The following is a 13,855-nucleotide window of genomic DNA, read 5'->3' on the forward strand; positions in this document are numbered from 1 at the left end:
CCCTCCCTTAGTTTTGTATATCTATTATATACCTTTAAGTCAAGTATATGAGAAAAAATCTGGGTTTCCCCAGATTTACTACCCTATAAATAATCACCCTTGACAACAAAAAAGTGCCACGAATTTCGCCTGCCAGTTTAGAGCGTTGGCGGGCAAACTTGAATTTTCCTTCAAATTCTTCTGGTATTTCAATGCCGTCTGACAATTTGAAACCGACCGCTCGTTTGCCACCTTCTTCAAGCGTATAGAGGACATTGACAGCCAGGCCATTGTCATAAATGACAATTGACCAGAGAATGCCATCCACCTCAAGCTGAGCGACATTGAGTGGAGTATAGGGGAGTTTGATAGTCAGGGGAGTGACTATCAAAGCAAAAGGAGTCTGCCAATACTTTCTCGATAAAGGGCAGGATTTCAGGCTTCTCTTCTGGTGTATAGACCACGAACTCCTGCTTGTATTTGTTCCAGAAATAGCGGGCTTCATTGGCACGCAGACCTGCCAAGACTTCTGCGACTGGACTTGCCTCTAAGCCTGTCGTCTCTACTTCTTTAAAATTTACTGTATATGACATGAGTTTCCTTTCAATAAAGAAAGCACCCGAAGGTGCTAGGTATTTACGCGTTAAACGCTTCTGTTAATTGCGGCACCACTTGTTTCTTACGTGAGACGGCACCCGCAAGGAAAGCGTGGTTGTTTTCCAACTTGAAGTTGAAGGCTGCTTCTACCTTGTCCATGTTGCTACCGAGCGCAAGGATTTCAGAGTTTGAGTTAACGATGTCTGTAATCATCAAAACAAAGTCAGAGTAGCCATTTACTGCTGATGCTGCTGTCATAGCTGCTTCGATTTCTGCTTGGCGTTCCAAGACTTCTGCAATATCAACGGTATTGACTTGGGCTACACGCACGTCATTTCCGTTCAAACCAAAGGTTTTTGCATCGATATCAATCAATTCTTCTGCTGACTTGCTAGCAAGGTTGGTACCAGCTTTCAAGAGTGCCAAGCCGTATTCTTCCAAGCTCACTCCAGCAATTTCCGCCAATTCAGCTGCTACTTGTGGATCTGTTGCATGAGTGGTTGGCGATTTAAGCAAGAGGGTATCTGAAATCAAACCTGATAGAAGAAGTCCAGCTACTTCTTTTGGAGGTGTTACTCCGTTTTCTTTAAAGGCACGGTAAACGATTGATGATGCTGAACCTACTGGCTCCAAACGCATATATAATGGATTTGCAGTTTCAAAGTTTGCGACACGGTGGTGGTCAATAACAGCTGCTACTTCCACTTCCTTGATGTCTGCGATCGATTGTTGGAATTCATTATGGTCTGTCAAGATGACTTGGTTGACACCTTCTGCCTTAGCAGACTCAACCACGCGTGGTGCAGTAACTCCAAAATACTCAAGCGCAAAAGCAGTTTCTTCATTTGGTGTTCCTAATGCTACAGCTTCCGCATCACGACCAAACACTTCACGCTCCAAATGAGCCCAACCGTATGATGATGCAATAGCATCTGTATCAGGATTTTGGTGACCAAAAACTAAAAATTTAGACATGTCTACAACCTCATTTACTAATAATCTTCTACATTTTACCATAAATAGAAAGACTTGTGAACATGGACGGGTCGGGATTTGCCAAACGTTTTCAAAAAGAGTAAGATAGAAGGTAACAATGCAAAAGGAGAACTCTATGAAATTTTCTGAATATACCTATGTCCGTCCAGATTATGAAGCTATCAAGGCTCAGTTTTCTGACTTGACAGACCAGTTGGCTCAGGCAAGTGACTTGGAAACAACTCGCACACTTGTGGCAGTTGTTACAAAATTACTCAACCTCATCAATACCCAGTACAATCTTTGGATGATCCGTCATACCATTGACATGAACGATGAGTTTTACAACGAAGAAACTAAATTTTGGAACGAGTATTATCCTTTATTTGAAGAGTTGACAACCAACTACTATCGTGTCATTGTCCAAACACCGTACAAGGTTGAATTGGCAGATATTTTACCTGAAACTTTCTTCATGCAGGCAGAGAACAAGCTCAAGACTTTCTCATCTGATGTGATTCCCTTGTTCCAAAAGGAAAACGAATTGACCGATGAATACAGCAAATTGATTGCTGGGGCAGAGATTGATTTCCAAGGTCAGACCTACAACTTGGCCCAAATGGGGCCATTCGGTCAATCAACCGACCGTGAAGTTCGCAAGGCTGCGTCTGCTGCCACAACTGCCTTCTTTGAAAGCAAGGAAGCTGATTTTGACCGTGTTTACGATGAATTGGTCAAGGTCCGCACGGAAATTGCCCACAAACTTGGCTTCAAAGACTATGTGGAATACGGCTACCTCAAGATGAACCGTTTCGACTACAATCGTGACATGGTCAAGGTGTACCGTGAAGAAATCCTCAAGCACATCGTACCGATTGTACAAAATCTGCGTCAACGCCAAGCCAATCGTTTGCAGGTGCCAAGCCTCAAACACTATGACCTCAACCTTGAGTTCTTGGATGGAAATGCTGTTCCTCAAGGTGATCCTGACTTTATCGTCAGCCAAGCCCAAGACATGTACCGCGAATTGTCCGCAGAAACAGGCGAGTTCTTCGATTTCATGATTGAGCATGAGCTCTTGGACCTGGTCGCAAAACCAGGCAAAAACAGCGGTGGCTACTGTACCTATATCCCTGACTTCAAGAGCCCATTTATCTTCTCCAACTTCAACGGAACCAGCGGTGATATTGATGTTTTGACCCACGAAGCAGGTCACGCTTTCCAAGTCTATCGTTCCCGTTGGATCCAAAGTCCAGAAGTTGTCTGGCCAACCTATGAAACCTGTGAAATCCACTCCATGTCTATGGAATTTATGACTTGGCCGTGGATGGACCGTTTCTTCAAGGAACAAGTGGATAAGTACAAATTCACCCACTTGGCAAGTGCCCTTCTCTTCTTGCCTTACGGTGTCTTGGTGGATCACTTCCAGCACGAAGTCTATGAACGCCCAGAGATGACACCAGCTGAACGTAAGGCGACTTGGAAAAAACTCCAAGACCTCTACTTGCCAGACCGTGATTATTCTGAGTCAGAAGCCCTCAACCGTGGTATCTTCTGGTACCGTCAGGGGCATATCTTTGCCAGTCCATTCTACTACATCGACTATACCTTGGCCCAAGTTTGTGCCCTCCAATTCTGGAAACGTACGCAGGTAGATCACGATGAAAATGCTTGGGAAGACTACATCCGCATCTGTGATTTGGGCGGCACCAAATCCTTCTTGCAAGTGGTTGAAGCCGCAAACCTCCAATCACCGTTCAAAGAAGGTGCCCTTGAAAGCACCGCCAAAGCTGCTGCTAGCTGGTTAGACGCTGTTAAGGATGACGAACTATAAAAGGCAAAAATCTGAATGAATCAAATGACTCATTCAGATTTTTTTGATTTGATGAAGTTGATGTATTTATCACCGAAGACTTCAATTTGTTGAAGAACCATCTTGAATTCCTGACCAATCTCGCTCAGTTCATATTCTACTTTTGGCGGAACCTGTGCATAAACCTTGCGGACAATCAGGCCGTCCTCTTCCAACTGGCGCAGCTGCTTGGTCAGGGTTGCTTGGGAAATGCCTGTCAATCGACGGTGCATTTCATTAAACCGAATGGGACCTTCTTCGATATGATGTAGTAATAAGATACTCCATTTCCCAGATAAGACGCTCTGAGTGGTCACATAAGGACACTCCGGAACCGTATGTTGTGTGAAAGTTGCCATAATTTCTCCTTTATTTTCCCTTGATACTACACATTACTTCACAAAAAGATAGTGACTATTCAAAAAAATCGTACTTGTAATATTTTTAGTACCTGTTACAATAATACCATAAACTGCGAAAGCAGAAAAGAAAAAATTTTTAGAGGTATAACATCATGAAAAACATTCTATTTATCGTCGGTTCACTACGTGAAGGTTCATTCAACCACCAAATGGCTAAACAGGCTGAAAGCATCTTAGAAGGTCAAGCAACTGTATCTTATCTTAACTATAAAGAAATCCCACTTATGAACCAAGATTTTGAAACACCAGTCTTGCCAGCTGTCCAAGCTGCACGCGATGCGGTTATGGCTGCAGATGCTATCTGGATTTTCTCACCAGTTTACAACTTTGCTATTCCAGGTACTGTGAAGAACTTGATTGACTGGCTCAGCCGTGCCCTAGACTTGTCAGAAACACGTGGCCCATCTGCACTACAAGACAAAATTGTTACTGTATCATCTGTTGCCAATGCTGGACACGAGCCAATGTTTGCTAGCTACCAGGCACTCCTACCGTTTGTTCGTATGCAAGTTGTTGGTGAGTTTACAGGGACTACCGTCAACCCAGAAGCATGGGGAACTGGACGGTTGGTATTGTCAGAGGAAGCCATCGCTGGTCTGCAAGCGCAAGCTCAAGCTTTGTTAGAAGCTTAGATTCTACAGGTCAATATACATCCTTCTATGACCTTTATCGAGTTGAAGATGATAAAATTGCAGAACTCTGGGATGTTGTTGTGCCAATCGAGGAAGATTCCAAAACTTCCAATAGCAATGGTAAATTCTAATCAAAACCAAGAAAATAAGATGAAAGAAAATTAAAATGAAACTATATTACATCATCGATGCTTATTGTGGTTGGACCTATGGCTTTAACCACATTTTCACAAAATTCATGCAAGACCATCCTGATATAGAAATAGAGGTCATTAACGGAGGCTTGTTTGTCGGCGATAACAAAAAGAAAATGGTTGATTTCCAGCAGGCACAGACTATCAACAAACAAATCGAAAGCTATTACCAAATGTCTTTTGGCGATAACTACAATCAATTGTTTAAGGATAAGGACTTTACCATGGACTCCCTTGGTCCTGCTAGAGCCTACTCAGTCTTGAAAAACTATGTTGAGACACCTAACCATGCTCAGCTAACATTAGACATTCAAGCCTTATTTTTTGAAGATGGGTTAGACCTCAGTCAAGCAGACAGTTACACTAGCCTAATCGGTACCTATCAGTTACCTACAAAGGCTATGGAAGAACTATCAGGCATCTTGAATCAACCAGAAAATCTACACCTAGACTTTATCAAGGCATATGAAATGGGGGTAACCTCTTTCCCAACCTTGTTACTCGAAAAAGACGGAAACTTCTTTAATCTTATCAATAAAGTTCGCACAGTAGACGATTTGGAAAAAAATTTCCAAGAGGCAGTTGCTCAATAGAAAAGAAAATACCTATGTCAAAAAATCAATTATATAAAAATATTTTAGAAGAGACTTATCTAGCTACTGCTCAAGGTCGAATAGAAGATTTCAAAAGCCATTTGGCTGCTGATATCTCTTGGACAGAAGCTGCAGGCTTTCCCTATGCTGGTACCTATATCGGTCCAGATGCAGTGATTGAAAACGTCCATGCAAGACTAGGTTCTGAATGGACCAATTATAGTGCCACACCTGTTGATTACGCCTTTTCAGGAAACCGTGTCATGGTTTATGGCTACTACAAGGGGACCTACAACCTTACTCAGAAATCCTTTCAAGCAGACTTTGTCCATATTTACGATTTTAATGCTGAAAATAGAATTACACACTTTATCCAAATCGTAGATAGCGCACTTGTTGAGAAAGCTATGAGATAAAAATCAATTTTCAAAAGTCTATTCGTCACACATTACTTCACCAAAAGATACTAAGTAACTCGAAAATTCCTATAAATTGTATCAGAAAGCCAGGTATTCCTATGTACAATTCCCAATTTGAACTGGGCCACGTCGCCCTCAATGTCCACAATCTGGAACTCCAAAGCCTGTTTTACCAACAAGTCTTGGGGCTCCAAGTTCTCTCCCAAAGCCCTAAACAGATTGACCTTGGTGTTGAAGAAAACACCCTTGTCCGCCTGATTCAGACAGAGCAGAAAGACGAAGTCCACAACAGCTACGGTCTCTATCACTTGGCCATTGTCCTACCTAGCCGAGAGGACCTTGGGACCATTTTCCGCCACTTTATCGACAATAAGATTCCCCTCCAAGGCGCCAGCGACCACGGTTACAGCGAAGCCATTTACCTAGCCGACACCGAAGGTAACGGCATCGAAATTTACCGCGACCTCCCGCAAGACTCTTGGGATGTCCGCCCAGATGGACGAATTGTTGGCATCACTGAGCCTATGGATGCTGAAACGATCTATGCTTTAGGGAAAAAAGCTGACGCAGCCTATCAGATGCCCCTTGGCAGTCGCATGGGCCATGTCCATCTATCTGTCCGAGAAAGCACTGCTTCTAGCCGATTTTACCAAGAGGTCCTAGCTATCGAGGATAAATTCTCCGTCCCATCTGCATCCTGGTTAGCTTCTGGCGACTACCATCACCACCTAGCTGTCAATGAATGGGGAGGAAAAAATCTGAAAACCAGACAAGAAGGCATGCCAGGTCTTGCCTACTATACTGTCATCTATTCCAATCCAGAAGTATTTGAAGCAACCTTGAATCGTGCCATTGCTGCAAACTTAAACCTTCAAAGACTAGACAATAGCGCAGCCTTTGTCGATGTGGATGGCATAAAAACTAAGCTTGTTTTAGAATAATACGAAAAAGGAAGTATCTAGCACTTCCTTTTCTTCGTTTATTTGATTAAGCCAATATCATATTTCATTCCCAAAATCCGTTTGACGGATTGGTCAATCCGCTCCTCTGTAATAGTTCCTGCCTTTACTTGTTCGATAATATAAGGAATTTGACTAGTATAACTTGAAGACAATATCATATCTGTCCCAGCTTGAATGGTCTGCAAGGCACCTGTATCTTGATCTACAAATTGGACCAAGCCCTGCATATCAAAATCATCCGTCATAATGACACCCTCAAAACCAAGCTCATTCCGAAGGATTTTATTGATTTCAGGTGAAATGGATGATGGGACATTATCAATGGCAGGTACGATATTGTGACTGACCATAATGGAATCAGCTCCTGCTTCAATACCAGCCTTAAACGGAAGAAAATCATTAGCCCGTAATTCTTCTAAACTACGATTGTCATAGACCAAATCCGTATGCGAATCTGCATTGTCCCCATAACCCGGGAAATGTTTCAAAGTCGAAGTAAACTGTTCTTGCTTTAACAATTTGACCAATTGACCAATATAGTCTGCGGTGGTTTTCGCATCCTGTCCAATGGTCCTGTCGTAGATAAAAGATGATGGATCGGTGGATAAATCCGCAACTGGGAAGAAGCCTGCATAGATTCCTTCTTCCTTTAAAAGACTGGTCTTCTGCTTGGCGTCCGACAAAATCGCCTCAATGCCGCCAGATTGGTACAATTCCAAAGGCGATGGAAAAGGTGTTTCCAGAAGTTGACTAATCCGAGTTACCATCCCACCTTCCTCATCTGAAGCCATTAATAGCGGTACTTTTGAAAGTGATTGATAAGAAGCAATCTCTTCTTTAACCTGCTCCAGTGTCTTACCTTCAAAATCACTTGCAAATAAGATATAGCCCCCAAAATGATAGGTTTCCAATGCCTCAGTTTGTCCTGTAGATGGCATTCGAGCAAAGATTATCTGTCCGACCTTTTCTTCTAAGGTCATCTGATGTAGATAATTTGCAATCACTTTGTCCCTAGCAGATATTTCTTGACTAGATGATGTCGTTACAACTTTGGTTTGCTCCTTTTGTGTTCGATTTCCCAAAAAGAACAAGCCTAGCATAAGCCCAATAAACAAGAGACAAGTGATACTTGTCCCTAACACATTAAATCTTTTTCGCAGCAATCTCAGACCTCTCACTATTATCCCTTAATTCTATTCAAGTACTCCTGATAGGTCTCTGTCTCCATCAAGGCCTTTGCATTTTCCACTCGAGCCTTCGTTGGGGGCTTGGTCCCCTCTAGTGGATAGGGTCTGCCCAACTCACGCCACTTAAATTCACCAAGATTGTGATAAGGTAGCACCTCAAAACGTTCGACATTTTTTAATGTTTTAACAAACTTACCAAGTTCAATCAAGTCCTCATCTCGATCAGTTAAATTTGGTACCAAAACGTGACGAATCCAAACAGGTTTTCCAATGTCGGATAAATAACGAGCGCATTCCAAAATGGTTTTATTACTGTGTCCAGTCACAACACGGTGTTGTTCAGGATTTATTTCCTTAATATCAAGAAGCACCAAATCTGTCACTTCCATGAGACGATTGTATTTTTCCAAATATCGCTCCGTTGAACGGAAGGTTAAGGCACAGGTATCCAATGTGGTATGGATGCCTTTTTCCTTTGCAAGTGTGAATAAGGCAATCAAAAAATCAATCTGAATGGTAGCTTCACCACCAGAAACAGTTATTCCGCCTTCCTTTCCCCAAAACATACGAAAGCGAAGTGCCTCGTTTAACACATCCTCTGCCGTACGCTCCGTCGCAGCAGGGTTGACCAAATCCCATGTATCCGGATTGTGGCAATATTGGCAACGCATATGGCAACCTTGCATAAAGACAACAAAACGTACACCAGGACCATCAACGGAACCAAAACTTTCTGTTGAATGAACCAAACCAGTTACTTTACGATAATCAACCTCTGTCATAATCTTTTCCTCACAACTTTATGCCTCTAGTATAACACAAAAATGGAAACGCTTCTATTATCGACTATCTGCTTCATTCGACAACTCTCTATCCTTTCGTATCCGATATGTCAAGCCAAGCACACCCGACTCCATTATTTGAGTGTCTACTAATTCAAGGTGCTCTTCTATCCCTTCAAAAAATCGTAGGCCATTCCTAACTCTATATTAGAGTGTAACACATTTTCAAGACAATACTCAATGATAAGGTTGATCTTAGAAAGAGAATAAAAAAAAGAAAGACCAAAACTAGTCCTTCTCTTCTTTCTCATCATCAAGTGGTGTGATGAGAATTTTCAATTTTGTTACACGGCCATTTTTCACTTTGTCATTGACCATCACAATGTGGAAACCATTGTTATCTAATTCGTAGGCTTCTTTTTCATCCTGACTTGGAATGGTTCCAAGCCCTGTCAAGTAAAATCCTGCAATGGTATCAACATCATCACTACTCAAATCCAAATCAAAATGCTCGTTAAAATCATTCAAGGTCATACTGCCTTGGACAATGAACGTATTTTCCGCAATTTCACGCACAAAGATTTCTGTTTTGTCAGTTTCATCATCAATTTCCCCGACAATTTCTTCAAGCAGGTCTTCGAGAGTAACAATCCCTGATACGCCACCATACTCATCTAGTAAGATGGCCATTTGGTTTTGAGTATTTCGCAAAGACTTCAGCAAATCATCCACAAAAATCGTCTCAGGAACGAATAGTGGTTCCTGCATAATACGGCGAATCTTTAACTGATCGAATCCATTTGTGAAACTATCAGCAAGAATTTTCTTGGTATGAATGAGGCCAATGATATTGTCTTTATCCCCTTCGTAAACAGGTATTCGAGAAAAATTTTGGCGAAGAATTTCTGGCATGATCACGTTAATATCATCTTCGATATCTACCATGAAAGCATCTGTACGCGGTACCATGACTTCACGAGCCATCATTTCATCCAAATTGAATATTCCTTGAAGCATTTCGATTTCTTCAGCATCTAAGGTCTGTTCGCTCTTGGTTAAAATATACTCAATCTCATCTCGAGTCATTTGCTCATCTGCATCATCGAAATTCATAGGCGTAATACGACTAATCAAGTTTGTCGCAGCTGATAACAACCAGACAAAAGGACTTACAATTTTCCCAAGAAAAATAATGACTGGTGCTGTGACAACTGCCAAGTTTTCTTTCATATTCATGGCAATTCGCTTCGGATACAATTCACCAAGAACAATAGATACAAATGTCAGCATCGCCAGAGCTAGCCAGTAACCAGCTGTCTGAGCTGTCGCAGAATTTCCCATCCATTTTGCAAAAACAGCCCCTAAATCATTCGCTAAACTCGCACCGGAAAGGATTGAAATAAAGGTGATTCCGACCTGAATCGTAGATAAGAAATTGTTTGGATTTTCTAACACCGTCAAAAGACGAACAAACTTCTTTTCCCCTTCTGCGGCTTTTTGTTCAACTCTCGAACGATTAAGGGAAACTAGAGCCATTTCAGATGCTGAGAAAAAGGCATTGAACAAGGTCAATAAGAATAAAATAAATAGTTGTAAATAGATGGTCTGACTACCAGGGTCTTCCATGATGTTCTCCTATAATAAAATTTATAACATTTCAATTATACCATAAAATCTGAAATATACCATATATCTTGTTAGAAATCATCTTTTGCTGACATTTTTATGATACAATAATCAAAAGAAATAGGAGATAAGCAATGATTCTTTCAATGAAACATGTCTATTATAAGAGACAGGGTAAAACAATTTTAGAAGATATAAACTGGGAATTTCATCCAGGAGAACGTTGGGCCATTTTGGGTCTCAATGGTGCTGGCAAATCAACACTCTTGCGTATTCTAATGGCAGAATTTTGGAAAACCTCTGGTGATTTGACAGTATTAGGGGTTGAATTTGGTAAAGGTGACATTCCCAGTCTTCGTACGAAAATTGGAGTGGTCGGTTCTTTTCTAGCAGAACGATTTCCCATTGACCTAACAGCAGAACAAATCGTATTGACAGGTAAGTATAAGTCCTCCATCCTATATCGTGAATATGGGCAAGCGGAGCTCAACCAAGCAAAAGATATGCTTAAGTCTATTAAGGCTAGTCACCTAATTGGTCGGACTTATGCGAGCCTTTCACAGGGTGAACGCCAACTCCTGCTCATTGCTCGAAGCCTCATGGAAGATCCAGCTATATTGATATTAGATGAAGCAACCGTTGGACTTGACCTATTGGCACGCGAACGCCTTCTTCATCATATCGATTCTATCTGTCAACTCCCAAATGCTCCTGCCATCATCTATGTCACCCACCACGCAGAAGAAATCACAAACAACTTTACTCACGTCCTCCTTCTAAGAGAAGGGAAAGTCTTGGCACAGGGACCAAAACAAGAAATTCTAACTCCTGCCCTGCTCAGTGATTTTTATGGTAATCAAGTTGAATTGATTGAACTAGGAGACGAGCGATTGTTTATCAAGCCAATTCTTAACTAGCACAATTCAAATAAATCAGAAAAGAAAAGACCTAGAATGCTGAAAATTCACTCATTGGTTCTAGGCCTTTTCTTATACTCTAATTTATCTTTTTATCACCCGCGCGTGTCTGATTCAAAATCCATGCATTTAAAAAGAATCAAACTCTGTCAGCGCATAACTTTCTAGTTGGTTAATATTGCGCCGCATTTGCTTGGCTGCCATTTGTGATAAATGACCATACTTTTCATATTCTGCAACCACTTTTCTTTCTAAATAATACCCTCGTAACAGATCATCTAAACTTTCGGGTTTCATCCGTCCGATAACATCTTCCACCTTGATTCCTGCATGAATCAATTGAGCTTGGTATAGGTAGAATTCTTTTAGCTGCTGAATGTATTCAGCAGAGAACCTCAACTGATTTTTCTCTAAAAATTGAATAATCTCTGCGGTATTGGCCAAGAATAATTCAGACAATGCTGGATCATACTCATTCTTTTGAGCAGTCGCATCCTGATTTCTTTTCCGTAAACTAGTTCCGATACTAATCCATTCATGATACCACTTATTTATGACCCTTCGACTGATTAGCCATAAGTATTTGAAGGTTGGAACCAGGTCACGATTAATATCCTGTTCCAATGTTCTTAAGTAGTTTTGATAGTGACGGTAGGAAGACAAACTGAGGTGTTCTTTCGCAAATGCAGTCTCTAACCCCTTCTGTTCAATTTCTACCAATTTCAACCTTAAACTGGCCACCTCTTTCCGCATGTCTACAGACATCAGCTGGCGATGAAGATGTTCTATCCGCCTATAATATTGACCAATAACAATGTAAATACCATTTGGATTTGTGGCATCCTCAATATCTAGTTCCAATTCGTTTACCACCACTTGCAGAATAGAGATTCGGACAGAACCTTCTAAAATCGGAGATTCGGACTTCTGTTTTGCAAACCTTGGCAAAACGAATAAGCCCACCAAAAAACTCAACAGGGTCACCATTCCGACAGTAAATAGAATCAGACTGTAAATTAAGCTATCAAATTCTGGTAACAACAAAATCGTAGCAATCGAGACCGACCCTTTCATCCCTGAAAATGTTAGAATCCCCAGCTCATGCACACTATAAACACTCTTAGAAGATTTTGCTTTTCGATAAGCATTCAAGCAGAGTAAGCCAATAAAGCGTATCAGAAACAGACTAATGGTTAAGAGAATAACTATCCCTAACAAGTGACCATTACTAATCAATGGATTCCTCAAAGCAGGCTGAATGATTCGAGTAAATTCATACCCAAAAACAAGAAAAACCAACCCATTCAATGAGAAATTTAGAGTATCCCAAACAATTTGGTTCACACGATTCACACGCGCATCAAACAAAGTCATTTTTTTCAACTGCTTCGATTGAAACAGACCTGCAATGACTACTGCAATAATTCCAGAACCACCAATAGAGGTAGCCACAAAATAAGCCAGTAATGGTAATGAAAGTTCAAGCAACAGGACTCCAGGAATATCTGCCGCATCCAGTTTTTCAAGTAATGAAACCAACCCACGATGACCAAAAGCAAGAAAAAGTCCAGCGAGCATTCCACCGACAAGTGCCCAAACAAATTGACCACTTGCGTTAATGAGTGAAAAGTTCCCTGTCGTCAAAGCAAGCACAGCAAACTCAAACGCAACAAGTCCACTCGCATCATTCAGCAAGCCTTCTAGGGTCAAAATGGTTTCTAATCGTTTTGGAAAAGCAAAGCGATTTGATAACACTAAAAAGGCTACAGCATCAGTCGGCGCAAGTGCAGCCCCAAGAGCAAAACTTGCAGAGAGAGGAACCTCTACTGGTAATAAGTAGCCAGCCAAAGATCCGATTCCCAAGGCTGTTAAAAAGACCAACGGAAAAATTAGGAAGGCAATAACTTTCCAATTTTCCATCAAGTCATCGACATTACTTTGCTGACCCTCTCTAAAGTTTAAGGGAGCAATAACTAAAGCAAGGAACAATGAAGGATCTAGGGTGAGATTCCCGACTCCAAATAGTAGACCTGCACCAACTCCCAATAAAACTTGAATAAATGGAAGTGGAAATTTGGGATTTAATCGATAAATGGTATTGGAAATAACTAATAGGATTAAAAATATAATGATTTGAACAAAACTTGTAATACAATCACCTCCTTAATTGTTGTTGATACGTTCTATCATCACCAAAAACGGTGGAGTATTGACTTGGTTCAGCGGTTTATAAAGTATGGCAGTAAAGACGGTCTGGTCCAGCTGGCTGACAAAGTCTAAGACCGCATCCTTTTCTACTGCTCCGCCCTCGTGGCCATAATAAATCATAATAGCAAGACGACCACCAACAACCAGTCGATCTAGGACTTTTTTGATGGCTTGAAGGGTGGTTTCAGGCAAGGTAATGACTGACTTATCCGCTGAAGGTAGGTAGCCAAGATTAAAAATAGCTGCCTTACATTGATCCACAAACTGATCTAGGCTTTCGTGTCCTGTCAAAACCAATTGGGCATTGGTCAAGCCAGCTTTTTCTAGTTTTTCAGCCGTTGTGTTCAAGGCTTGTTCCTGAATATCAAATGCCACGACCTTTCCTGCTCGCTGAGCTAAAAATAAGGTGTCATGTCCATTTCCCATAGTCCCATCGACAGCAAGGTCTTGGTCTGTTAAAATCTCATCTAAAAAGGCATGTGCCATATGTAATGGTCTAAGCATATTTTC

At 41.3% G+C, this 13,855-nt stretch carries 13 protein-coding genes and 1 pseudogene; 6 read left to right on the forward strand and 8 right to left on the reverse strand.

Annotation, left to right across the window (positions count from 1 at the left end):
- Window positions 1-83 precede the first annotated feature (83 nt).
- Together K6V48_RS01295 and K6V48_RS01300 are read right to left on the reverse strand one after the other, a co-directional pair.
- Window positions 84-572, reverse strand: a pseudogene (locus K6V48_RS01295) (phage tail protein).
- A gap of 43 nt (window positions 573-615) precedes the next feature.
- Entirely contained in the window at window positions 616-1,551 is a 936-nt protein-coding gene (locus K6V48_RS01300; RefSeq protein ID WP_222367375.1) for a manganese-dependent inorganic pyrophosphatase, read from the reverse strand.
- Between the two features lie 136 nt (window positions 1,552-1,687).
- On the opposite strand from K6V48_RS01300, the gene K6V48_RS01305 reads away from it, so the two are divergent.
- Window positions 1,688-3,385 (forward strand): M3 family oligoendopeptidase, encoded by a 1,698-nt coding sequence (locus K6V48_RS01305; protein WP_222367376.1) that lies wholly within the window; start codon window positions 1,688-1,690, stop codon window positions 3,383-3,385.
- A 29-nt stretch (window positions 3,386-3,414) separates the two neighbouring features.
- Here the strand turns inward: K6V48_RS01305 and K6V48_RS01310 are convergent, their stop codons facing one another.
- Window positions 3,415-3,762 carry a winged helix-turn-helix transcriptional regulator gene (locus K6V48_RS01310; RefSeq protein WP_024396792.1) on the reverse strand — a complete coding sequence of 116 codons (348 nt, stop codon included), beginning with the start codon at window positions 3,760-3,762 and terminating at the stop codon, window positions 3,415-3,417.
- 155 nt (window positions 3,763-3,917) lie between these two features.
- Between K6V48_RS01310 and K6V48_RS01315 the strand changes: the two genes are divergently transcribed.
- The 4 genes from K6V48_RS01315 to K6V48_RS01330 all read left to right on the forward strand — a co-directional run bounded on the left by K6V48_RS01315 (window position 3,918) and on the right by K6V48_RS01330 (window position 6,604).
- The gene (locus K6V48_RS01315) at window positions 3,918-4,457 is read left to right on the forward strand and encodes an NADPH-dependent FMN reductase (RefSeq protein WP_222367377.1); all 540 of its coding nucleotides are present in this window, start codon (window positions 3,918-3,920) and stop codon (window positions 4,455-4,457) included.
- A 166-nt stretch (window positions 4,458-4,623) separates the two neighbouring features.
- A complete protein-coding gene (locus K6V48_RS01320; protein WP_222367379.1) occupies window positions 4,624-5,244 on the forward strand; it encodes a thioredoxin domain-containing protein in 621 nt (206 codons plus the stop codon).
- Window positions 5,245-5,258: 14 nt separating this feature from the next.
- Window positions 5,259-5,660 (forward strand): nuclear transport factor 2 family protein, encoded by a 402-nt coding sequence (locus tag K6V48_RS01325; protein ID WP_015647222.1) that lies wholly within the window; start codon window positions 5,259-5,261, stop codon window positions 5,658-5,660.
- A 101-nt stretch (window positions 5,661-5,761) separates the two neighbouring features.
- Window positions 5,762-6,604: a VOC family protein gene (locus K6V48_RS01330; RefSeq protein WP_222367381.1), complete on the forward strand. Its 843-nt coding sequence runs from the start codon at window positions 5,762-5,764 to the stop codon at window positions 6,602-6,604.
- 38 nt (window positions 6,605-6,642) lie between these two features.
- Here the strand turns inward: K6V48_RS01330 and K6V48_RS01335 are convergent, their stop codons facing one another.
- The 3 genes from K6V48_RS01335 to K6V48_RS01345 form a co-directional block, all read right to left on the reverse strand.
- The gene (locus K6V48_RS01335) at window positions 6,643-7,785 is read right to left on the reverse strand and encodes a glycoside hydrolase family 3 protein (protein WP_172088863.1); all 1,143 of its coding nucleotides are present in this window, start codon (window positions 7,783-7,785) and stop codon (window positions 6,643-6,645) included.
- A gap of 20 nt (window positions 7,786-7,805) precedes the next feature.
- Window positions 7,806-8,597: a pyruvate formate-lyase-activating protein gene (gene pflA, locus K6V48_RS01340; RefSeq protein WP_222367451.1), complete on the reverse strand. Its 792-nt coding sequence runs from the start codon at window positions 8,595-8,597 to the stop codon at window positions 7,806-7,808.
- A gap of 285 nt (window positions 8,598-8,882) precedes the next feature.
- Window positions 8,883-10,220, reverse strand: a complete 1,338-nt coding sequence (locus K6V48_RS01345) for a hemolysin family protein (protein ID WP_024391192.1) — start codon at window positions 10,218-10,220, stop codon at window positions 8,883-8,885.
- A 134-nt stretch (window positions 10,221-10,354) separates the two neighbouring features.
- Between K6V48_RS01345 and K6V48_RS01350 the strand changes: the two genes are divergently transcribed.
- A complete protein-coding gene (locus K6V48_RS01350; RefSeq protein ID WP_105126781.1) occupies window positions 10,355-11,137 on the forward strand; it encodes an ABC transporter ATP-binding protein in 783 nt (260 codons plus the stop codon).
- Window positions 11,138-11,266: 129 nt separating this feature from the next.
- Here K6V48_RS01350 and K6V48_RS01355 read toward each other — a convergent pair whose 3' ends face one another.
- Together K6V48_RS01355 and mnmM are read right to left on the reverse strand one after the other, a co-directional pair.
- Window positions 11,267-13,288 (reverse strand): cation:proton antiporter, encoded by a 2,022-nt coding sequence (locus K6V48_RS01355; protein WP_222367452.1) that lies wholly within the window; start codon window positions 13,286-13,288, stop codon window positions 11,267-11,269.
- A 12-nt stretch (window positions 13,289-13,300) separates the two neighbouring features.
- The gene (gene mnmM / locus K6V48_RS01360; protein WP_171988885.1) at window positions 13,301-13,849 is read right to left on the reverse strand and encodes a tRNA 5-(aminomethyl)-2-thiouridylate-methyltransferase MnmM; all 549 of its coding nucleotides are present in this window, start codon (window positions 13,847-13,849) and stop codon (window positions 13,301-13,303) included.
- Window positions 13,850-13,855: the final 6 nt, after the last annotated feature.

The organism is Streptococcus suis (assembly GCF_019794555.1).
Classification (GTDB): Bacteria; Bacillota; Bacilli; order Lactobacillales; family Streptococcaceae; genus Streptococcus; species Streptococcus suis_AB.

Bases quoted from the DNA above. Each gene is read 5' to 3' on its own strand.
- K6V48_RS01300 (WP_222367375.1), bottom strand. From the start codon at position 1,551: ATGTCTAAATTTTTAGTTTTTGGTCACCAAAATCCTGATACAGATGCT.
- K6V48_RS01305 (WP_222367376.1), top strand. From the start codon at position 1,688: ATGAAATTTTCTGAATATACCTATGTCCGTCCAGATTATGAAGCTATC.
- K6V48_RS01310 (WP_024396792.1), bottom strand. From the start codon at position 3,762: ATGGCAACTTTCACACAACATACGGTTCCGGAGTGTCCTTATGTGACC.
- K6V48_RS01315 (WP_222367377.1), top strand. From the start codon at position 3,918: ATGAAAAACATTCTATTTATCGTCGGTTCACTACGTGAAGGTTCATTC.
- K6V48_RS01320 (WP_222367379.1), top strand. From the start codon at position 4,624: ATGAAACTATATTACATCATCGATGCTTATTGTGGTTGGACCTATGGC.
- K6V48_RS01325 (WP_015647222.1), top strand. From the start codon at position 5,259: ATGTCAAAAAATCAATTATATAAAAATATTTTAGAAGAGACTTATCTA.
- K6V48_RS01330 (WP_222367381.1), top strand. From the start codon at position 5,762: ATGTACAATTCCCAATTTGAACTGGGCCACGTCGCCCTCAATGTCCAC.
- K6V48_RS01345 (WP_024391192.1), bottom strand. From the start codon at position 10,220: ATGGAAGACCCTGGTAGTCAGACCATCTATTTACAACTATTTATTTTA.
- K6V48_RS01350 (WP_105126781.1), top strand. From the start codon at position 10,355: ATGATTCTTTCAATGAAACATGTCTATTATAAGAGACAGGGTAAAACA.
- mnmM (WP_171988885.1), bottom strand. From the start codon at position 13,849: ATGCTTAGACCATTACATATGGCACATGCCTTTTTAGATGAGATTTTA.